Origin of the sequence: Pseudomonas sp. SWI44 (genome assembly GCF_002947915.1) — a bacterium.
GTDB lineage: Bacteria > Pseudomonadota > Gammaproteobacteria > Pseudomonadales > Pseudomonadaceae > Aquipseudomonas > Aquipseudomonas taiwanensis.
The window spans coordinates 1,590,102-1,609,503 of the sequence record NZ_CP026674.1 but is presented as its reverse complement, the minus strand read 5'-3'; the positions used below and the strand labels follow the sequence as shown (position 1 = coordinate 1,609,503).

The 19,402-nt window shown below is 62.5% G+C and carries 21 protein-coding genes; 11 read left to right on the top strand and 10 right to left on the bottom strand.

What is annotated here, in order from left to right; genetic code table 11:
• The first annotated feature begins 18 nt into the window (after nucleotides 1-18).
• Entirely contained in the window at nucleotides 19-216 is a 198-nt protein-coding gene (locus C4Q26_RS07750; protein ID WP_013974210.1) for a YbdD/YjiX family protein, read from the top strand.
• 149 nt (nucleotides 217-365) lie between these two features.
• Nucleotides 366-1,343 (top strand): GTPase, encoded by a 978-nt coding sequence (gene yjiA / locus C4Q26_RS07745; protein ID WP_104882947.1) that lies wholly within the window; start codon nucleotides 366-368, stop codon nucleotides 1,341-1,343.
• On the opposite strand, the gene C4Q26_RS07740 is transcribed toward yjiA, so the two are convergent.
• Nucleotides 1,303-2,790: a methylenetetrahydrofolate reductase C-terminal domain-containing protein gene (locus tag C4Q26_RS07740; protein ID WP_104882946.1), complete on the bottom strand. Its 1,488-nt coding sequence runs from the start codon at nucleotides 2,788-2,790 to the stop codon at nucleotides 1,303-1,305. The genes yjiA and C4Q26_RS07740 overlap by 41 nt on opposite strands.
• Nucleotides 2,791-3,045: 255 nt before the next feature.
• On the opposite strand from C4Q26_RS07740, the gene metE reads away from it, so the two are divergent.
• Nucleotides 3,046-5,334: a 5-methyltetrahydropteroyltriglutamate--homocysteine S-methyltransferase gene (gene metE, locus C4Q26_RS07735; protein ID WP_023378712.1), complete on the top strand. Its 2,289-nt coding sequence runs from the start codon at nucleotides 3,046-3,048 to the stop codon at nucleotides 5,332-5,334.
• A 73-nt stretch (nucleotides 5,335-5,407) separates the two neighbouring features.
• Here the strand turns inward: metE and C4Q26_RS07730 are convergent, their stop codons facing one another.
• The gene (locus C4Q26_RS07730; protein WP_104882945.1) at nucleotides 5,408-6,586 is read right to left on the bottom strand and encodes an acetyl-CoA C-acetyltransferase; all 1,179 of its coding nucleotides are present in this window, start codon (nucleotides 6,584-6,586) and stop codon (nucleotides 5,408-5,410) included.
• A 314-nt stretch (nucleotides 6,587-6,900) separates the two neighbouring features.
• On the opposite strand from C4Q26_RS07730, the gene fabV reads away from it, so the two are divergent.
• Both fabV and C4Q26_RS07720 read left to right on the top strand, forming a co-directional pair.
• A complete protein-coding gene (gene fabV, locus C4Q26_RS07725; RefSeq protein WP_023378714.1) occupies nucleotides 6,901-8,112 on the top strand; it encodes an enoyl-ACP reductase FabV in 1,212 nt (403 codons plus the stop codon).
• Between the two features lie 139 nt (nucleotides 8,113-8,251).
• Complete coding sequence (locus C4Q26_RS07720; RefSeq protein WP_023378715.1) at nucleotides 8,252-9,163, top strand: alpha/beta fold hydrolase; 912 nt, start codon at nucleotides 8,252-8,254, stop codon at nucleotides 9,161-9,163.
• A gap of 68 nt (nucleotides 9,164-9,231) precedes the next feature.
• Here C4Q26_RS07720 and C4Q26_RS07715 read toward each other — a convergent pair whose 3' ends face one another.
• From C4Q26_RS07715 to C4Q26_RS07700, 4 genes are all read right to left on the bottom strand, one after another.
• Nucleotides 9,232-9,573 carry a HopJ type III effector protein gene (locus C4Q26_RS07715; protein WP_027908042.1) on the bottom strand — a complete coding sequence of 114 codons (342 nt, stop codon included), beginning with the start codon at nucleotides 9,571-9,573 and terminating at the stop codon, nucleotides 9,232-9,234.
• Entirely contained in the window at nucleotides 9,566-9,862 is a 297-nt protein-coding gene (locus C4Q26_RS07710) for a DUF1244 domain-containing protein (protein ID WP_023378717.1), read from the bottom strand. The genes C4Q26_RS07715 and C4Q26_RS07710 overlap by 8 nt, the downstream gene beginning before the upstream one ends.
• 9 nt (nucleotides 9,863-9,871) lie before the next feature.
• On the bottom strand, nucleotides 9,872-10,564 hold the full coding sequence (gene folM, locus C4Q26_RS07705; RefSeq protein WP_023378718.1) for a dihydromonapterin reductase: 693 nt from the start codon (nucleotides 10,562-10,564) through the stop codon (nucleotides 9,872-9,874).
• A gap of 77 nt (nucleotides 10,565-10,641) precedes the next feature.
• On the bottom strand, nucleotides 10,642-11,202 hold the full coding sequence (locus C4Q26_RS07700) for a hypothetical protein (RefSeq protein WP_023378719.1): 561 nt from the start codon (nucleotides 11,200-11,202) through the stop codon (nucleotides 10,642-10,644).
• Between the two features lie 218 nt (nucleotides 11,203-11,420).
• On the opposite strand from C4Q26_RS07700, the gene C4Q26_RS07695 reads away from it, so the two are divergent.
• Nucleotides 11,421-12,350, top strand: a complete 930-nt coding sequence (locus tag C4Q26_RS07695) for a MerR family transcriptional regulator (protein ID WP_104882943.1) — start codon at nucleotides 11,421-11,423, stop codon at nucleotides 12,348-12,350.
• Here the strand turns inward: C4Q26_RS07695 and C4Q26_RS07690 are convergent.
• Both C4Q26_RS07690 and C4Q26_RS07685 read right to left on the bottom strand, forming a co-directional pair.
• The gene (locus C4Q26_RS07690) at nucleotides 12,335-12,952 is read right to left on the bottom strand and encodes a hypothetical protein (RefSeq protein WP_023378721.1); all 618 of its coding nucleotides are present in this window, start codon (nucleotides 12,950-12,952) and stop codon (nucleotides 12,335-12,337) included. The genes C4Q26_RS07695 and C4Q26_RS07690 overlap by 16 nt on opposite strands.
• Before the next feature lie 56 nt (nucleotides 12,953-13,008).
• Nucleotides 13,009-13,437 (bottom strand): PAS domain S-box protein, encoded by a 429-nt coding sequence (locus C4Q26_RS07685; RefSeq protein ID WP_023378722.1) that lies wholly within the window; start codon nucleotides 13,435-13,437, stop codon nucleotides 13,009-13,011.
• 105 nt (nucleotides 13,438-13,542) lie between these two features.
• Between C4Q26_RS07685 and C4Q26_RS07680 the strand changes: the two genes are divergently transcribed.
• Complete coding sequence (locus tag C4Q26_RS07680; protein WP_027908045.1) at nucleotides 13,543-13,998, top strand: flavodoxin; 456 nt, start codon at nucleotides 13,543-13,545, stop codon at nucleotides 13,996-13,998.
• A gap of 75 nt (nucleotides 13,999-14,073) precedes the next feature.
• Here C4Q26_RS07680 and C4Q26_RS07675 read toward each other — a convergent pair whose 3' ends face one another.
• On the bottom strand, nucleotides 14,074-14,952 hold the full coding sequence (locus C4Q26_RS07675) for a LysR family transcriptional regulator (RefSeq protein ID WP_104882942.1): 879 nt from the start codon (nucleotides 14,950-14,952) through the stop codon (nucleotides 14,074-14,076).
• 96 nt (nucleotides 14,953-15,048) lie between these two features.
• Here C4Q26_RS07675 and C4Q26_RS07670 point away from each other — a divergent pair, with 96 nt between their 5' ends.
• From C4Q26_RS07670 to C4Q26_RS07655, 4 genes are all read left to right on the top strand, one after another.
• A complete protein-coding gene (locus C4Q26_RS07670; protein WP_104882941.1) occupies nucleotides 15,049-15,435 on the top strand; it encodes a CidA/LrgA family protein in 387 nt (128 codons plus the stop codon).
• Nucleotides 15,425-16,111 carry an LrgB family protein gene (locus C4Q26_RS07665; RefSeq protein ID WP_027908047.1) on the top strand — a complete coding sequence of 229 codons (687 nt, stop codon included), beginning with the start codon at nucleotides 15,425-15,427 and terminating at the stop codon, nucleotides 16,109-16,111. Before C4Q26_RS07670 ends, C4Q26_RS07665 begins: the two co-directional genes overlap by 11 nt.
• 176 nt (nucleotides 16,112-16,287) lie before the next feature.
• Complete coding sequence (locus tag C4Q26_RS07660; RefSeq protein ID WP_104882940.1) at nucleotides 16,288-17,193, top strand: alpha/beta fold hydrolase; 906 nt, start codon at nucleotides 16,288-16,290, stop codon at nucleotides 17,191-17,193.
• A gap of 115 nt (nucleotides 17,194-17,308) precedes the next feature.
• Nucleotides 17,309-18,223 carry an SDR family oxidoreductase gene (locus C4Q26_RS07655; RefSeq protein ID WP_104882159.1) on the top strand — a complete coding sequence of 305 codons (915 nt, stop codon included), beginning with the start codon at nucleotides 17,309-17,311 and terminating at the stop codon, nucleotides 18,221-18,223.
• Between the two features lie 264 nt (nucleotides 18,224-18,487).
• On the opposite strand, the gene C4Q26_RS07650 is transcribed toward C4Q26_RS07655, so the two are convergent.
• Nucleotides 18,488-19,273 (bottom strand): IclR family transcriptional regulator, encoded by a 786-nt coding sequence (locus tag C4Q26_RS07650; protein ID WP_104882939.1) that lies wholly within the window; start codon nucleotides 19,271-19,273, stop codon nucleotides 18,488-18,490.
• Nucleotides 19,274-19,402: the final 129 nt, after the last annotated feature.

The following is a 19,402-nucleotide window of genomic DNA, read 5'->3' as shown; positions in this document are numbered from 1 at the left end:
CCCAAGAGGAATACCGAGATGTTCAACGACCTGGGTCGACTGGGGAAGTACCTGGGGCAGGCAGCCCGCCTGATGGTCGGCATGCCCGACTACGACAACTATGTCGAGCACATGCAGACCAAGCACCCGGACAAGCCGGTGATGACGTACGAGGAGTTCTTCCGGGAACGCCAGGAAGCGCGTTACGGTGGCAAGTCCGGACCCAAGTGCTGTTGAACATCGACCTCTGCTAGCTTGTCCCGGCCTCATCGCCGGCAAGCTGGCTGCTACAGGAACCCAACAGGCCTCAGGGCGCGTTCGGTTGTAGTAGTAGCCAGCTCGCTGGAGATGGGGCCGCTGTCTTTTCCGCCAAGGAGATTTTCTGCGTGCAGACGCCTATTCCCGTTACTGTTCTCACCGGCTTCCTCGGGGCTGGCAAGACCACGCTGCTCAAGCACATGCTCAAGACCGAGCACGGCCTGAAAATCGCCGTGATCGAAAACGAATTCAGCGAGGCCGGCATCGACAGCCAGTTGCTGGGTGACGAGCCGGTTCAGGTGATGACCCTAGCCAATGGCTGCGTGTGCTGCAGCATCCATGGTGACCTGACCCGCGCGCTCTACCTGCTGCTCGAACGCCTGGATGCTGGCGAAATTGCCTTCGATCGCCTGGTGATCGAGTGCACCGGCCTGGCCGATCCGGCACCCGTGGCCCAGACCTTCTTCGTCGATGAGGAGCTGCGTGATCGCTACATCCTCGACGGCATCATCACCCTGGTCGACGCCGCCCATGCCGACGTGCACCTGACCCAGACCATTGCCCAGGCACAGGTCGGTTTTGCCGACCGCCTGTTGTTGAGCAAGACCGACCTGGTCGAACCGGCAACCGTGGAGGCACTGCGCGAGCGCCTGGCGCGTATCAATGGCCGGGCGGCCATTCGTGTGGTGGAGCACGGCCGTATCGATCTTGCCGAGCTTCTGGATGTTCGCGGTTTCAACCTCAATCCGGACTTGGGCACGAACCTCAAGCCATCCTTGCGCCCGGTACTCAAGCCGGCCACGCCGGACCGCATCAGCACCCTGGTGTTGCGTACCGAAACGGCGCTGGACATCGACCGCCTCAGCGCCTTCATGAACGAGCTGCTGGAAAACCACGGCAAGCAATTGCTGCGCTACAAGGGCGTGTTGAACATTGCCGGGGAGGACCGCAAGCTGGTGTTCCAGGGCGTGCTCAAGCTCTATGGCTTCGACTGGGATGCCGAATGGGCCGAGGATGAAGTGCGTGAAAGCGTGATGGTGTTCATCGCCGACGAGCTGCCCGAAGTCAAGATTCGGGCTGGGTTCGAGGCGCTGGCCGAGGGTTGAGCCGGGTGGGCGCCTGGGCCTCGAACCACTGTGGCCATGAGCTGCGGTGGCGTGTCTGGACTTCGATGCACGGGATCAGCCGCTCGCTGAGCACCGCGGTCTGCCGCACCGCCTTGGCGGTGCGATACTTGACGCTGTGGATGCATTCGCGGTCGCCGAACTCGCAGCGATTCAGCGCGGTGCCGCCGCAGGGCCCGTTGGCCAGCCCCTTGGGGCAGGTTTCCGGACAGATATAGAGCGTGTCTTCGAGGCGGCAGTGGCCGCATGTGTCGCAACCCACCAACGGGCGCTTCACGCCACGTTCCAGCGTGTGCAGCACACGGGCGCCAAGGCGTGTTGTCCACAGCGGTTGTCGCACCGCCCAGCCAAAGGCCTTGCTCAGCCAATTGCGGCGGCTGAACAGCAGTCGGTGCATCCCGTGCATCACGTGATAGCGCAGCTTCTCTCTACCCGAGGCAGCGACCCGCGACTCACCCTGGCGCCAACCGGCCTGAGGAGGATGGAACACTACCGCAGGCAGCCCCGGCATCTGCCAGCTGGCCTGCCAGGCGGGTGCCCATTGCTGCAACGAGTGGATTTGCCCTTGCCAGTGCTCGATCCGTGCCTCCAGGGCCAGCAGTTGCTTGAGCGCGTGAATACCTGACAGGTGCACGCCGGCGTAGCCCATCAACCGGGTGCCAATGATCTGCAGCGCCAGCCGATCGATGCTGCGGGCCTGGGCGAAGGCCTTGGACTGTGCGGCTTCCGCTTCAAGGATGTCGCGCATGGAGGGCGTGACGGTGACGCCGGCCACATGGTCGAGCATCGCTGCGCGCCCATGGGTGAGGCTCATCAGGCAGGCTAGCATCGGCTTGGGCGTGGCCTGGCGGCTCATCCAGCGGATGGCTTCCTGATGTTTGTCAGCGTCGAAGCCCAGTTGAAGGGTGAAGAAATCGGCGCCTGCTGCCAGTTTTTTCTCGGCCTTGAAGTACTGGGCACCGCCTTCTTCCTCGCGGTACTTGAATGGATTGAGCGCGGCACCGAGCAGCCAATGGGGGCAGGCTTGTCGCGCGATCTGCAAGGCTGCTACCGATTCCAGGTAACGTATCGAACGTTGTCCGGGTTCATGGCCTGGCAGGCGGTCGCCAGTGAGCAGCAGCAATTGATCGAGGCCGGCGGCGTCCATGCGTTGCAACTGGGCAAGCAGATGATGGCGCTCGCGGTCCTTGCCAGAAAAATGCGGCAAGGCAGGCAGCGGTTTGCCGAAAGAGGCGAGGGCGTCCAGGGGTGACATGTCCAGCGGGCTGCCGACTCGGTCGCCGATGGCCACGGTCATCGGCCAGCCACACAGATGCGCACGGTCCATGATCGCTTCCATGGCGGCGAAGCGTTCCGCGGAGGGCTTGGGGACGAACTCCATGACGCAGACGAAGGTATTCTCGCGAAGCGCCGTTTTCAGCAGGCTCATGGGGGTACCTGGTTGGGGCAGGGGAGCATTGTGCGGCAGGTTGTGAAGAGGGTCATGTCTGATAGCGTATGGAATTGCTTTGAAAGAGACATTCATCCTCATGCCGCGGGTGTAATCCGCTTTGTCGGCAAAAAAGAAGCGCGAACCCAATCATGAGTAAATCTTGTGTTCATCTCAAATTTAATGAGTTTGTCTCAAGATTACCCGTGCCTGACAATTCCCTCATTCATTTTCTGCATTCTGAGGGACAAGAACATGGCACTGGCACACAACCTCGGCTTTCCGCGTATCGGCCGCGATCGCGAGCTGAAAAAGGCCCAGGAAGCTTTCTGGAAGGGCGAGCTTGACGAAGCCGGACTGCGAGAGGTCGGCCGTGCGCTGCGTGCCAGTCACTGGCAGTTGCAAAAGGACGCGGGTATCGACTTGCTGCCAGTGGGCGATTTTGCCTGGTATGACCAGGTACTGACCCACTCCCTGACGTTTGGCGTGATCCCTGAGCGATTCCGTGGCCAGGACGGCGCCAGACCTACCCTGCAGACGCTGTTCGCCATGGCACGTGGCGTCAGTGCCAACTGCTGTGGCGGTGCTCACGCTCAGGAAATGACCAAGTGGTTCGACACCAACTACCACTACCTGGTCCCGGAGTTCACCGCAGACCAGCTGTTCAGCCTGAGCTGGGAACAGCTGTTCGAGGAAGTAGACGAAGCCAAGGCGCTGGGGCATGGGGTCAAGCCGGTGGTGATCGGCCCCTTGACCTACCTGTGGCTAGGCAAGACCAAGGGATCGGACTTCGACAAGCTCGACTTGCTCGATCGCCTGCTGCCGCTCTACGACCAGATCCTCAATCGTTTGGCTATCCAAGGCGTGGAGTGGGTGCAGATCGATGAGCCGATTCTGGCCCTGGACCTGCCACAAGATTGGAAAAACGCGTTCGAGCGTGCCTACAACATCCTTCAGCGTGCACCGCTGAAGAAGCTGGTCGCCACTTATTTTGGCGGCCTTGAAGACAACCTGGGCCTGGCTGCCAACCTGCCCGTCGATGGTTTGCACATCGACCTGGTACGTGCGCCGGAACAGTACCCGACCATCCTCGACCGTCTGCCGGCCTACAAGGTGTTGTCGCTGGGGCTGGTCAACGGTCGGAACGTCTGGCGCTGCGACCTGGAAAAAGCCCTGCAAGTGGCGCGTAATGCCCATGACCGCCTGGGTGATCGCCTGTGGGTCGCACCGTCCTGCTCGCTGCTGCACAGCCCAGTGGATCTGGCCCGTGAAGACCAGCTCGATACCGAGCTCAAAAGCTGGTTGGCTTTCGCTGTACAGAAGTGCGAAGAGGTGGCGGTGCTGGCCCAGGCGCTCAATCAGCCGCAAGCGGCCGAAGTGGCGGTGGCCCTGGAGCGTAGCCGAGCGGTGCAGGCCAGCCGCGCTGCTTCGCCGCGTATCCACAAGCCCGCGGTGCAGGCGCGTCTGGCGGCCATCAGGCCCGCCGACAGCCAGCGCCAATCGGCCTTCGAACAGCGTATTGTCAAGCAACGCGCAGGCCTGGCCCTACCAGCGTTTCCGACCACCACCATTGGCTCGTTCCCGCAGACCTCGGCTATTCGCCTGGCGCGCCAGTCGTTCAAGCAGGGCAAACTGACCGAGGCCGACTATGTCGAAGCCATGCACAGCGAGATCCGTCACGCTGTCGAGATCCAGGAAAGCCTGGGCCTGGATGTGCTGGTGCACGGTGAAGCCGAGCGCAATGACATGGTCGAATACTTTGCTGAACAACTCGATGGCTATGTGTTCACCCGTTTCGGCTGGGTCCAGAGCTACGGTTCACGCTGCGTGAAGCCTGCGGTGATCTACGGTGACCTGAGCCGTCCCAAGCCCATGACCGTGGGTTGGATCAGCTACGCCCAGAGCCTCACCAGCAAGGTGATGAAGGGCATGCTGACCGGGCCGGTGACCATGCTGATGTGGTCGTTCCCACGCGAGGATGTGAGCCGGGAAACCCAGGCCCGCCAGCTGGCGCTGGCGATTCGCGACGAAGTGGTCGACCTGGAAGCAGCGGGCATCAGGATCGTACAGATCGACGAAGCAGCGTTCCGCGAGGGCTTGCCTCTGCGCCGCAGTGCATGGGCGGCGTACCTGGAATGGGCGACCGAGGCCTTCCGACTGTGTGCGTCGGGCGTGCGTGACGAAACCCAGATCCACACCCACATGTGCTACAGCGAGTTCAATGACGTGATCGAGTCGATCGCCGCCATGGACGCGGATGTGATCACCATCGAGACCTCGCGTTCGGACATGGAGTTGCTGGAAGCCTTCGAGCAGTTCGACTACCCCAACGAGATCGGTCCAGGCGTATACGACATCCACTCGCCGCGAGTGCCCAGTCGTGAAGAGATGGTCAAGTTGCTGCGCAAGGCGGCTCAGCGTATTCCAGCCGCGCGCTTGTGGGTGAATCCGGATTGCGGGCTGAAGACCCGTGGCTGGCCGGAAACCGAAGCGGCGTTGGTCAACATGGTCGCTGCGGCACGCGAGCTGCGCGCCACGGCGTGATGACCTTATCGCCGGCAAGCTGGCTCCTACAGGTGCGACGTAGGCGGCAGGCGTGCCGGCGATGAGCCACGAATCAGCGCTCGATGGCCAGGGCAACGCCCTGCCCACCACCAATGCACAGGGTAGCCAGCCCTTTCTTCGCATCGCGTTTGATCATTTCGTGCAGCAGCGTCACCAGTACGCGGCATCCGGAAGCCCCGATCGGGTGGCCCAGGGCAATGGCTCCACCATTGACATTGACCTTGTCGGTATCCCATTCCAGCGCCTTGCCCACGGCCAGGGCTTGTGCTGCGAAGGCTTCGTTCGCTTCGATCAGGTCCAGGTCGGCCAGCTGCCAGCCGGCCTTGTCCAGGCAACGCTGGCTGGCGGATACCGGGCCGATGCCCATGATCGCCGGGTCTACCCCCGCGCTGGCGTAGGCGGCAATCCTCGCCAGCACCGGCAAGCCCAGGGCTTGGGCCTTGCTGGAGCTCATCAGCAGCACGGCCGCAGCGCCGTCGTTGAGGCTGGAGGCATTGCCTGCGGTCACGCTGCCATCCTTCTTGAATGCCGGGCGCAGTTTGGCCAGGGATTGTGCAGTCGTGTCGGGGCGAGGTTGCTCGTCACGGTCGAAGACCTTGGGGTCGCCTTTTTTCTGCGCCAGCACGATCGGGGTGATCTCGTCCTTGAAGCGCCCGGACTCGATGGCAGCCACGGCCTTGCGTTGGGACTCGGCGGCAAAGGCATCCTGCTGCTCACGGCTCAGGCCGTACTTGTCCACCAGGTTCTCGGCGGTGATGCCCATGTGGTAGTCGTTGAACGCGTCCCACAGGCCGTCGGTGATCATGCTGTCGACCAGTTGGCCATGGCCCATGCGCTGGCCGGTGCGGGCCGACGGCATGACATAAGGCGACAAGCTCATGTTCTCCTGGCCGCCGGCAATCACCACCTCGGCGTCGCCGCAGCGAATAGCCTGGGCCGCCAGGTGCAGGGCCTTGAGGCCCGAGCCGCAAACCTTGTTCAGGGTCAGCGCTGGCACACTGTAGGGCAGGCCGGCCTTGATCGCCGCTTGGCGGGCAGGGTTCTGGCCGGCTCCCGCGGTGAGTACCTGGCCAAGGATCACTTCGTCGACCTGGGCCGGGTCCAGTCGGGTTTGCTCCAGCAGATGCTTGATCACGGCCGCGCCGAGCTCTACGGCAGGCACGTTGGCCAAGGCACCCTGGAAGCTGCCGATGGCGGTGCGGGTTGCGGCGACGATCACCACGTCGTTCATTTTGTTGTTCTCCGGGCAAGGGGGCGCCGCGCGGGCGCATTACCGCCAGCATCGGTCGGTTGGGTTCATTTGTTAAGTTTGTTTTTCTTTGGCATTGATATGAAAAACAAATGAGTGCCTGGCCTCGCCGCTCTTCGTGCGGATACTTCAACCTGGTGTCACCGGATGGGCGCCAGAACGCCTCGCGCGGTTTGAATCCCCCCAATCACCCCGTAATATGTGTCGGATAACCGGTGGGGGTAGTCTCACCCTCTAGATCAATCGGAATCGCCCGTGGCGGCGCTTCCTGGCATAAACCTGACGAGGTACAGACATTGGCCATCATTCATCCTAAGGTCCGCGGTTTCATCTGCACCACGACCCACCCGAAGGGCTGCGAGCTCAACGTCCGTGACCAGATCGAAGCCACCCGCAAGCTGGGCGTGCGCGAGGATGGTCCGAAGAAGGTCCTGGTCATTGGTGCCTCCAGTGGCTACGGCCTGGCTGCTCGCATCACCGCAGCCTTTGGCTTCAAGGCCGATACCCTGGGTGTGTTCTTCGAAAAACCGGGCACCGAGACCAAGGCGGGTACCGCCGGCTGGTACAACGCCGCTGCCTTCGACAAGTTCGCCAAAGCCGAAGGCCTGTACAGCAAGTCGATCAACGGTGATGCCTTCTCGGACGAAGCCCGCGCCAAGGTCATCGAACTGATCAAGAACGAAATGGGCGGCCAGGTCGACTTGGTGATCTACTCGCTGGCTTCGCCTGTGCGTAAGCTGCCACAGACCGGTGAGCTGGTTCGTTCCTCGCTCAAGCCGATCGGTCAGCCGTACAAGTCGACCGCTATCGACACCAACAAGGACACCATCATCGAGGCCAGCATCGAGCCGGCCACCGAGCAGGAAATCGCCGATACCGTCACCGTCATGGGTGGCCAGGACTGGCAACTGTGGATCGACGCCCTGGCAGGCGCCAACGTGCTCGCCGAAGGCGCACGCACCGTTGCCTTCAGCTACATCGGCACCGAAATCACCTGGCCGATCTACTGGCATGGTGCCCTGGGCAAGGCCAAGCAGGACCTGGACGAAACCGCCCTGCGCCTGGACAAGAAACTGGCCGGTGAGATCAAGGGCGGCGCCAACGTGGCAGTGCTCAAATCGGTGGTCACCCAGGCCAGCTCGGCCATTCCGGTGATGCCGCTGTACCTGTCGATGGTGTTCAAGATCATGCAGGAAAAGGGCGTCCACGAGGGCACCCAGGACCAGCTGGACCGTATGTTCCGCGACCGCATGTACCGTGCCGATGGCCAGCCGGCCGACGTCGATGAAAAGGGCCGTCTGCGCCTGGACGATTGGGAGCTGCGCGACGACGTACAGGACGCCTGCAAGGCGCTGTGGCCGCAAGTGACCACCGAGAACCTGTTCGAGCTGACCGACTATGCCGGTTACAAGAAGCAGTTCCTCAACCTGTTCGGTTTCGAGCGTGCTGACGTCAACTACGACGAAGATGTGGCTACCGACGTGAAGTTCGACTGCATCGAGCTGTAATCGGGTCCGGCCCGTACTGCCCCTGATCGCCGACAAGTCGGCTCCTGCAAATCCTGTAGGGGTCGGCGTGCCGGCGATAGGGCCGGTACAGACATGCCATTTTTTGCTAGCGTTGGCGCACAACAACAGGACGCGCGCCATGAGCAGCCTTACCCAGCCCGCCACTGCTTTTCGTCACGCCACCGCCGACGGCTACAGCCTCGGAGGTTTCCTCTGGCGTCACGCCGAACCCGACGCCCAGCGTCCCCTGGTGATCATCAACGCCGCCACTTCGGTGCGTTGCCGCTACTACTCGCGTTTTGCCGACTACCTGTTCGCCCACGGCTGGGATGTGCTGACCTACGACTACCGTGGCATCGGCGAGTCACGCCCGAATTCGCTACGCGGGTTCAAGGCGTCCTGGAGTGACTGGGGGCAGTTGGATTTCGAAGCCATGCTGACCTATGCCGCACAGCAGTTTCCAGGGCAGCCCGTGGATGTGGTCGGGCACAGCTTCGGCGGTTGCGCAGTAGGACTGGCGCCGTCGGCCGGGCAGGTGCGGCGAGTGGTGATGGTAGGGGCGCAATTCGCCTATTGGCGTGACTATGCGGCGGACCAGCGTTGGCGGCTGTTGGGTAAATGGCATGTGGTGATGCCGTTGCTGACGCGGGTTTTCGGGTATTTCCCCGGCAAGCGTCTGGGCTGGATGGAAGATACACCGGCGGGGGTGGTACAGGACTGGACGGCGCGCACTCCACGTTACGAGCAGCGCCCCAGCGGGAGGCAGCTGCAAGGCTTGCCCTTTGCCCAGGTGCGCGCTGCGACGCTGGCGATCAGCCTGACCGACGACCCGTTTGGCACGGTGGCGGCGACAGAGCGCCTGCTGGGGTACTTGAAGCATGCACAGCGGTTGCACCTGCGCCTGGCGCCTGTGGATATCTCAGTCCGAGAGATCGGCCATTTCGCATTCTTCCACGACCGCTTCCGCGAGCCGCTGTGGCCGATTGCGCTTGCCTGGTTGCAGCGGGGGGAGGTTTCGGCCGAGTGGGCGGGGCAGATCTTTTCGGCCTGATTGCCGGCAAGCCGGCCCCTGCAGCGGTCTTGCAGGACCCGGCTTGCCGGCGATGAATCACGCGGGGCTCACGCCAGGCGCGAGAGTGGCTGCTCGGCGAACTTCACGCCAGCCAAACCCTGCTTGATCAGTGCACGGATATTGCCGTGGTCGCTGCCTTCAGGGGTCGCCAGCACGCTGCGGTAGTGCTCGCCGAATGCCAGCAGTGCTTCCTCATCGCTCAGGCCTTCTAGCAGGGCCAGGCCCAAGGTCTTGCACGAGCCTTCGTTCTGGCCGGCGGCGTTCTCGACACCGCCGTTGTTGAAGGCCTGCGGCTGGTAGCTGTAGTGGGCGGCAATGAACGCCAGGGTGTCGGCAAAGACGTGTTCGCCGCTGGTCAGGCTGGCGCGCAGGGAATTCAGATCAGTCACGAGGTTTTCCTTTTTCAAACGCCGCTTGCTGCTCGGCGCTGGCTTCTTTCTGGTATTGGGCTTTCCACTCGGCGTAGGGCATGCCGTACACCGCTTCGCGCGCATCATCCATGCTCAGTTCGACCTGGCGCTCGTCGGCGGCGGCCTTGTACCACTTCGACAGGCAGTTTCGGCAGAAGCCGGAGAGGTTCATCAGGTCGATGTTCTGAACATCGGTGCGTTTTTGCAGGTGTTCGACCAGGCGCCGGAATGCGGCGGCCTCGAGTTCGAGTTGCTGTTGAGGCGTCATGGGGTTCTCTCAGGTCATGCGATTCTTCAGGTGACGGCCGCCATTGATGACCACCTGGCTGCCGGTGCTGTACTGGCTGGCAAGCAGGTATTTGACCGTCTCGATCAGTGGGCCGGCGCCGGGTTCGAATTCCAGCAGGGCCTTTTTCAGCGTCTGCTGGCGGTACGCTTCATCGCCGCCTTCCTTGAGGATCAACAGGCCCGGGAGGATACCGTTGACATGCACCTTGGGCGCATATTTTTCGGCGAATGACAGCACCATGTTCTGCAATGCGGCCTTGGTGGCGGCATAGCCGATGTGGCTCTTGCTGCCGCGCGAGGAGGTCTCGTCGCAGATGTGAATGATATCGGCCTTGTCCACCTTGGACAGCAGGTCGCCCAGTGCCAGGTTCAGGTGGTAGGGCGCTTCGACGTGAAGGCGGAACATGGTCTCGAGGTTGTCGAGGCCGTCATCCAGCCACAGCGAAGCGTTGTGGATGATCGCTCGCAATCCGTCGTAATGACTGTGCAGGAAGTCGATCAATGCCTGGCGATCGGCCTGCTGGCAGAGGTCGGCCTTGAACGGGACGATATTCGGGTGCGCAGGTTGCGGCTGGAGGCTGCGGCTGGCACTGATCACCGTATGGCCGGCCTGTGCCAGTTCGAGGGCCAGAGCCAGCCCGACACGCTGGCTGGCTCCGGTAACGAGGATTGGGCTGTTCATGTTCGGGCGGTCAACTTGTCTGTCCTTTCATTGCTGACCAGCATACCCGAACTGTTTCCCTCTTGCGTGGCCTGGCCTCAACGGCTGCGTAGCGCCGCGCCGGTGTGTGGCGTGGCATTAAGCCAGTTGGCCAGCAGGCGGGTGGAGAGAGGAATGAAGACATAGACCATCACGGGGGTCAGCATCAGTGTGCTGAGCATCACCCGGGGTACCAGGTCCAAGGCCGCCAGCCAATGGCCGAACAGCAGATTGAACAGCAGCGAAACCGGGAAGAAGGCGAGCCAGATAGCAACGGCTTGCTTCCAACGCGGCGGTTTTTGCACCATATTAGTGCCGAACCAGTCGTCAATGCCGGTTACGCGCCTCTCTTTGGGGCGCTCGAACAGGCCGTTGCCCCGCTGCAACCAGGCTCGGCGCGAGGCGGAATGTTCCCAAGCGTGCAGGGTGGGTTCGTCGCTGAAGCGGAAGATGATCTGAAATTCATCGCCATCGTGGGGCGGTGCGAGGATGCCCGAACCAAGATAGCCGGGAAAATCGGTGGCCAGTTGCTCGCCTTCGTGTAGCCAGGCCAGCAAGTCCTGGTAGCGGCCATGGGCGGCGCGACGTGACACCATCAGGGTGACGGGTGGCGTAGACATCGTGTATCTCCTGACGACGGGGCTGGCGGGTAGCTGGCCCCTTGGCTGTGTCGCCCGGGGTGGTGGGCGACGCAGGCGAACATGCAAGAATCGGGCACGGATTATCGCGACTGTTGAGCGCCAGGCAAGTCTCAGGCGGCGAACGGTCACAGACCGATAATCTATTCTGTCGTAGTAGTATGCGCGTTCAATCAAAGCGCACAGGGTGCTTAGTGCAGATGAACAAAACGGCAATGGAGGCCGGCCTGGAACACCAGGACCTGTTTCCAATCCGCGAAGTTTCCCGCCTCACGGGCGTCAACCCGGTGACCCTGCGTGCCTGGGAAAGGCGCTACGGGCTGATCCAACCGACCCGAACCGACAGTGGCCATCGTCTTTATTCCCAAGCCGATATCGACGACATTCGCCTGATCCTGGGCTGGCTCGAGCGTGGTGTCGCGGTGAGCAAGGTCGGTGGCATTCTTGCCCGAGCCCAGGCCGTGGCGCGCGAAGCCCGTCCCGCCGTCACAGCCAATGCCCAGGGGCCGTGCCAGGCCCGGTTACGCGAGGCCTTGCGCACCTTCGACAGCGCGATTCTGGGGCAGTTGTTCGACCAGGCATTGGCCCATGGCACCCTACAGAACGCTTTCACGGAGCTGTTTCTGCCGGTCTGGCACGATCTGGCGGCAGGGCATGGGATGTTTGGGCAGACCAGCGAATGGCTGTTCCTTGATCAGTTCTTGCGAGGACGCGTGCTGTCGCTGCTGCAGTCTTCGCGCAAGAGCGGTACTCAGCGAGTGCTGATGGCGGCTCTGCCCGGGCCTTGCCAAGAGCTGGAGTTGCTGGTGGCCGGCCTGCTCTTGAGCAGTGATGACGTGGCGGTGACCTTGCTGGCCCCAGGGCAACCGCTTGAAGAACTCACGCTGGTCTGCGAGCGGTTGCGTCCCGCTGCCTTGGTGATGTTCTCCAATCACCAATTGACGCTGGACCTTGGCAAACGTTTGGTGCGCCTGGTGGTGGGGCTGGAGTGCCCACTACTCTTGGCTGGAGAAGCCGCGGAGCTGGCCCAGGACAGTCTGGCAGGAAGCCCGGTGGCGTGTCTGGGCGCTGAGGCGGGGTTGATGCGGCGGCGCTTGCGGCAGTTTCTGGCCGGTCAGCTCGATACCTGAGCGTACAGTTCAGGGTGGGCCTGGCGATGTGCCTGGAGAATGTACTCGCGCAGCCGCTCGATTTCTTCAGCCGGGCTTTGGCTCAGGTCATAGGCAGCCAGATCTGGACCAATGCGCCGGCCCAGAGTCCCCTGCAACTCGATCGGTGTGATTCCACCTGGGGCGAAATACAGCTCGAAATGCGCTGGGGCATGCTTGAGGTCACGAACTTCCAGCAGCGCCCCTTTGAAGGAGATTTCGCGCACCCACAGTCCGCTGACCTTGTCGTGAGCATCGAGCAACGCGCTCGGCTGGTCCAGCGTCAGGCGCCAGGGACGCAGCATCGGGCCGTCCTCGTAGATTTCCGGTGAGCCCAGTTGCAGGTGCAGGGCGTGGAACTCGTCTTCGACCAGTTGCAGCGGGAAGCTGATCTGCTGGTTGTTGAATTGGGCCTGCAACGTCACCTGCTCATTGGCCACAAGGCGGGTGAGCAAGGTCTGGATGCGGCGGTCGCCATTGACCAGCAGGCTCGACATGGGGTCGGCCAGGTTCAGCTGCGGCGTGTGCTGCATGCCCTGTATGAAGTCCAGCTCGTCCTGGGTCAGGAGCGCGTTTGCTTGCATGATCGAACTCGGAGGCGATTTCTTCAACGGGATGGACAATGCTCCTGGGGCTTGGTTCAGGTACGTTCGTCGGAATTCAGGCGGGCATTGAGTTCGGCCAGCTCGCGCTCCAGCTCGACCTGCCGGCTGACATCCTTCTGGATGCCGATGAAATAGGTTCGTTGCTCGGCGTCGTTCTTGACCGGTGTGATGGACAACTCGTTCCAGAAAGCCGTGCCGTCCTTGCGGTAGTTGCGTAGCACTTCTCGGCACGGGCGGCCTTCGGCGAGGGCTTTGCGGATGCGCGCACGGCCGAGTTGATCGCGATCGTCGGCCTGCAGGAAACGGCAGTCCTGGTAGAGAATCTCGTCCCGGCTGTATCCGGTCAGGCGTTCGAACGCCGCGTTCACGTAGATCAGGATGGTGTCTTCGCCCTCCTGTTCGGCAACCACGATACCGTCGTTGGACGCATCGACCATGGATTGCAGCAATTGCGCGTTGATCATGTCCGGGCCATCAATTGAAAAGGAGGACTATGGTAGAGGCGGCCTTTTGCCAGCGCCGGATGTTAGTATCCTACGTTTTCACTCAGTTTCGGAATCCTCTCCCCGATGAAAGTCGCCATTATTTCCGGGTCGGTGTATGGCACCGCCGAAGAAGTCGCCCGTCACGCCGAGTCCTTGCTCAAGGCAGCAGGTTTCGACGCCTGGCACGCTGCGCGGGCTACGTTGCAGGATTTGCAGGGCTTCGCGCCAGAGGCCTTGCTGGCGGTCACCTCGACCACCGGCATGGGTGAGCTGCCGGACAACCTCATGCCGCTGTACTGCACCATTCGTGACACCTTGCCCGCTGCCTGGCGTGGCCTGCCGGGCGCGGTGATCGCCCTGGGCGACTCCAGCTACGGTGATACCTTCTGCGGTGGCGGCGAGCAAATGCGCGAGCTGTTCGCCGAACTGGGCGTGCGTGAAGTGCAGCCGATGCTGCGTCTGGATGCGAGCGAGACGGTAACCCCGGAGGCCGATGCCGAGCCTTGGCTGGCCGAGCTGGCCCAGGCGCTCAAAGGCTGATTCCAGCGGCTCCTGCCAGGTCCGCTGCGGACCTCGCAGGAGCCGGCTTGGCGGCGATGAGGTCGGTCAAGACGCTCAAGGCGCCTGCCGCACCAATTGCAACCATGCCTGCGCCGCCCGCGACAGATAGGCCCCGCGCAGCCAGATAAAGGCGATGTCCCAGCGCAGCTCCGTGGGCGCGCGCAGTGCCAGGCGCACCACTCCGGGGCGCTCCAGCGCTTTTGCCACCACCCGGGGCAGCAGCACCACGCCTTGGCCCGCCGCCACCAGCGCAGCCAGAAAGTCAGCCTGGCCGCTGCGTCCACCTTCCTTCGGCGTGAATCCCTGCTGCTGACAAGCCTTGAGCAAGCGGTCGTTCAGTACGAAGCTGCGCTGGTACAGCAGAAACGGTGTCTCGGCCAACTGATGTAGATCGATCTGGCCCAGGCCCGCCAATGCATGCCCAGCCGGCAACAGCACATCCAAAGGCTCGTTACAGAACGGTTGGTACGCGAAGGCCGGGTCACTGGGCGTCAGGCTGCCGCCAAGTTCCAGTTCGCCGGTTCTCACCGCTTGTTCCATGCTGTGGCTGCCGCCTTCGAGCAGTTGGATCGAGATATTCGGGTAGCGCCGTCGATACTCGGCGAACAGCCCCGCGAACAAGGCATCGCTGCCTAACAGCGGCAGGCCAAGGCGCAGTTCACCCCGGCCCATCTGGTTCAGGTCGTCGAGTTCTTCGAGTAGCGCCTGGCGTTGGCGCAGCAAGGCTTCGCCACGCTCAAGGACGATGCGCCCGGCAGCGGTCAGGTGCAGCTGCGAAGCCTGGCGCTCCAGCAGGGGCTGGCCTACATCTTGCTCAAGTTGAGCGACCTGTTTGCTGACCGCGGACTGGCTGATGTGCAGGGTGTGCGCGGCTTGCGTGAACCCCCCGCGGTTGACCACTTCGATGAAGCTACGCAGTTGTTTGAATTCCATGGCCTGAATTCCAAAATGGAATGCCGTGCAGTCTAACAATTCGCTTCTGGCCTAGGCAGGCAAATTTTAAGATGAGGGCCTGTCGAGGACTCCCCCATGAAACCCGCGTTACTGAAAAAGATCCTGCGTCTGCTTGGCGAGCTGGCGGCGCTGTTGGCGTTGTTCCTGCTCGGCGGCCAATTGGCCGCCTGGTTGGGCTGGCCCATCCCGGGCGGTGTGATGGGGCTTGCGCTGCTGTTGCTGCTGTTTGCCAGCGGCGTGATCAAACCCGCCACCTTGCAACTGGGCGCCGGCTGGCTGATGGCTGAGATGCTGCTGTTCTTCATTCCGGCACTGATGAGCCTGCTCGACTACGGCGCCTTGGTGCGCCACGAAGGCTGGCGAATATTGCTGGTGATCGCCGTGAGCACACTGATGGTGATGGTGGTCACTGCCGTGACCGTCGAGTGGGTGTGTCGCTGGAGGCTGCGCCATGAGTCTTGAGCCCATGCCGCTATTCTGGTTGGCCCTGACCCTGGCCGCCTACCTGGGCAGCCGCTGGCTGTACCGGCGTAGCGGTCGCTACCTGCTGTCGCCGTTGATACTGGTGCCAACGCTGCTGTTGGCGGTCGCCATTCCGCTGCACACGGCCTACGCCGAGTACGCACGCAACACCCATTGGCTGATGAGTGTCCTTGGGCCGGTGACCGTGGCATTCGCGGTACCTATCTGGCAGCAGCGGGCCCTGTTGGCCCGGCACTGGCCAGCATTGTTGATCGGCATGGTGGCTGGCAGCGCGGCTTCCATTGCCAGCTCCTGGGGGCTGGCGCACCTGTTGGCGCTGGACAATGCGATCAGCCTGTCGCTGGTGCCTCGCTCGATCACCACGCCCTTCGCCATGCCGCTGGCCCACGACCTGGGTGGCGTCCCGGAGCTGACGGCCGTGTTCGTGATGTTCACCGGCGTGCTGGGGGCGATGTTCGGGGGTGTGCTGCTGCGTTGGTTGCCCTTGCGCACGCCTTTGGCCAGAGGGGCCCTGTTCGGGGTTGGGGCTCATGGCGCTGGGGTCAGTCGGGCGCAGGAAGTGGGCCGCGAAGAAGGTTCCGTGGCCGGCCTGGTCATGGTCCTGACGGGGCTGCTGAACCTGTTTGCGGCGCCGCTTCTGGCCATGCTGTTGTGACCGTTCGTGCCACTGACTCGCTGAGTCATCAAGCTGGCTGTCAACGCAAGTTTCTCTGCTTCGGCGGCTGGCTAGACTGAGGTTCGATGTAGAGAGCACATGTAAGTGCCGAGGTGACATGCAATGACCGCAGCCTTGCCCTATTCCACCAACCCTTATCCGACGGGACGATTCTGATGCCTTTGGCCGAGATTCCATTGTGCGTCTGGCGTACCCGGGGACAGCATTTCTCATTCCGGAGCCAGAGCATCCGCTACTGGACCGCAGGGCAAGGAGAGCCCCTGCTACTGTTGCACGGATTTCCCACCGCGAGTTGGGATTGGCACTACCTGTGGGCGCCGCTGGCTCAGCGCTTCCGGGTCATTGCCTGCGACATGCTGGGTTTTGGCGACTCTGCCAAACCGCTCAAACACACCTACAGCTTGATGGAGCAAGCCGACTTGCAGCAGGCTTTGCTTGCCCATCTGCAGGTCGACCAGCCGGTGCACCTGCTGGCGCATGGCTATGGTGGCAGCGTCGCCCAGGAGTTGCTGGCGCGACACCACGAACAGCGCGCGGAAATCGCCAGTTGCGTGTTCCTCAACAGCGGATTGTTCCCCGAGCGCTGCCAGGTGTTGCTGATTCAAAAGCTCCTGCTCAGCCGGCTGGGTTGGCTGGTGGGCCGTTCGTTCGGGCGGGACGACCTGGTGCGCAGCGTCACCCAGATCTATGGCCCATGCACACATCCCAGCGAGAGCGCGCTGGACGATTGCTGGAGTCTGATCGCGGCCAACCGGGGTACACGCATTCTGCACAAGCTGGTGGGCTATGTACCCGAACGCAGGCTGCACCGCGAGCGCTGGGTCGCGGCAATGCAGCGCGCAGGGGTGCCGATGCGCTTGATCAACGGTGTGGTCGACCCGATCTCGGGCATCCGCATGGTCGAGCGCTACCGGGAACTGGTACCCGAGCCGGACACCGTGCAGCTACAAGGCATTGGCCATTACCCGCATACCGAGGCACCCGTGCAGGTGCTGCGTCACTACCTGACGTTTCGCGAACAGCCGCTGAGTTTCCTGCCGCTGAAGGTCGCCTGGTCCTGACCAGGCGATCATCGCCCTGCGTTATCGCCCGGCATTCAGCCTGAGTGAGCTTGATTGTTCGCCCTGCGGGGCTGGCGGACACTCGCTGCATCCAACCTGACCAGGAGCCACGAACATGAGCGAGCCGGTGCAACTGCAAGACCGAGTGGTGATCGTCACGGGAGCCGGGGGTGGCTTGGGCCGCGCCCATGCATTGTTGTTTGCCGAGCGTGGCGCCAAAGTCGTGGTCAACGATCTGGGCGGCTCGACCCACGGTGAAGGTGCCAGTGCTTCGGCGGCTGATCGCGTGGTGGCCGAGATCCGCGCTGCAGGGGGAACGGCGGTGGCCAACCATGACTCGGTCGCCGACGGCGCCCGTATCGTCGAGCAGGCCCTGGACAGCTTTGGTCGGGTCGATGTACTGGTGAACAATGCCGGCATCCTGCGTGACAAGACGTTCCACAAGATGGAAGACAGCGACTGGGATCAGGTCTATCAGGTGCATGTCGAAGGCGCCTACAAAGTGACCCATGCAGCCTGGCCGCACCTGCGCGCGCAGAACTGGGGACGCGTGATCTTCACCGCCTCGACGTCCGGCATCTACGGCAATTTCGGCCAGGCCAACTACGGGATGGCCAAGCTCGGCCTCTACGGCCTGACCCGTACACTGGCCATCGAAGGACGCAAGCATGGCGTTCTGGTCAATGCCATAGCGCCGACGGGGGGGACCCGAATGACCGAGGGGTTGATTCCGCCGCAAGTGTTCGACCGGCTCAAACCTGAACTGATCAGCCCGCTGGTGGTGTACCTGGGTAGCGAGCAGTGCCAGGACACAGGTCAGCTATTCGAGGTCGGCGGTGGCTGGATTGGCAAAGTGCGCTGGGAGCGTAGTCTGGGCGTCGGCTTTGACCCACGGGAAGGTTTCACCCCCGAGCAGGTGGCGCAAAGCTGGGAACAAATCGGCGATTTCCAGGGTGCGGTACACCCAGAGGACAGCCTGCAGGCATTGCAGCAGATGATGGCGAACCTGCAGAAATATCCGCTGGGTTGATTGTGGCAAGCCAAAAAAAAGACCGCTGCAAAGGCAGCGGCCAATCGAGACGTATGATCAAGGAGCTTCAAAATCAACGTCGGTGAACCCTGTTCGGCGCGAAAGGCGGGGGGAGAGCCCTTCGTGCCAGCCAGTGAGACAAGAATAAGCGCTTGATCCTGGGGGAAAAATAGTCGCTGGTGACATTCACCTTTACGTTTCGGGTAAAAGTGCCCGTAGCGCAATTCCTGTCTCTTTTCAGGTTTTCACCTCCGCCCTGCAGGCTCACTCAACCCTCGGCGAATAGCCCATCCGCCAACTGACCTCTTGAGCCGCCGCCAACAGCTGCCGTGCCGCCGGGCCAGATTCGTCGGCATGGAAGATCGAGGTTGGCCCCACCACGGTCATCACGGCGGCAATCTGGCCCATGGCATTGAATACGGGTGCCGACAGCGCATCGACCCCCGGCATCAGCAGGCCATGCACATGGTGCAGGCCGCGCGCGCGGATACCGGCCAGCACGGGTCCATAATCCGCAGGCGTTTGCCCCAGCGAAGCCAGCTCGCGGTCACGCAATTCTCGCGTTTCGCGTTCGGGCAGGTAGGCGGCGAAGACCAGCCCGGTCGAGGAACTCAGCAACGGCAATACCGAGCCGATCTGGGTCACCACGGTCACCGCACGCACCGCCGGCTCGATGCTCACCACGGTCGCTCCCTGGTTGCCCCACACCGCGATGAAGCAGCTTTCGTTGAGTTCGTCGCGCAACTGCGACAGCGGCAAGGCCGAGATTTTCAGCACATCGATGCTACCTAACGCGGCTAGCCCCACCCGCAAGGCCTCGCGTCCCAACCCATAGTGGTTGGTGGCTGCATCCTGCTCAGCGAAGCCGCTGGCGATCAGCGCCTGCAAATAGCGGTGCACCTTGCTTGCGGGCATCTGCACATGCTCGGCCAGACGCGACAACGACGTGGAAGGGGAGAGCTCGGCCAGGGCCTTGAGGATGTCGGTGCCGACTTCTGCCGAGCGGACCTTCTGCTTGCCGTTGTCGGCGGGGGGGCTGGCTTTGGCCATGGACTGGGGCTTCCGAAGTCTTCGAGTGGCGTCTTTATAGCTTGACGCCTTTCGGGGAGCAAATTACGTTATACGTAATCTGATTACGATAAAAACAATGCAGACGCGCTGCCTTCTCCCGCAGCCAGC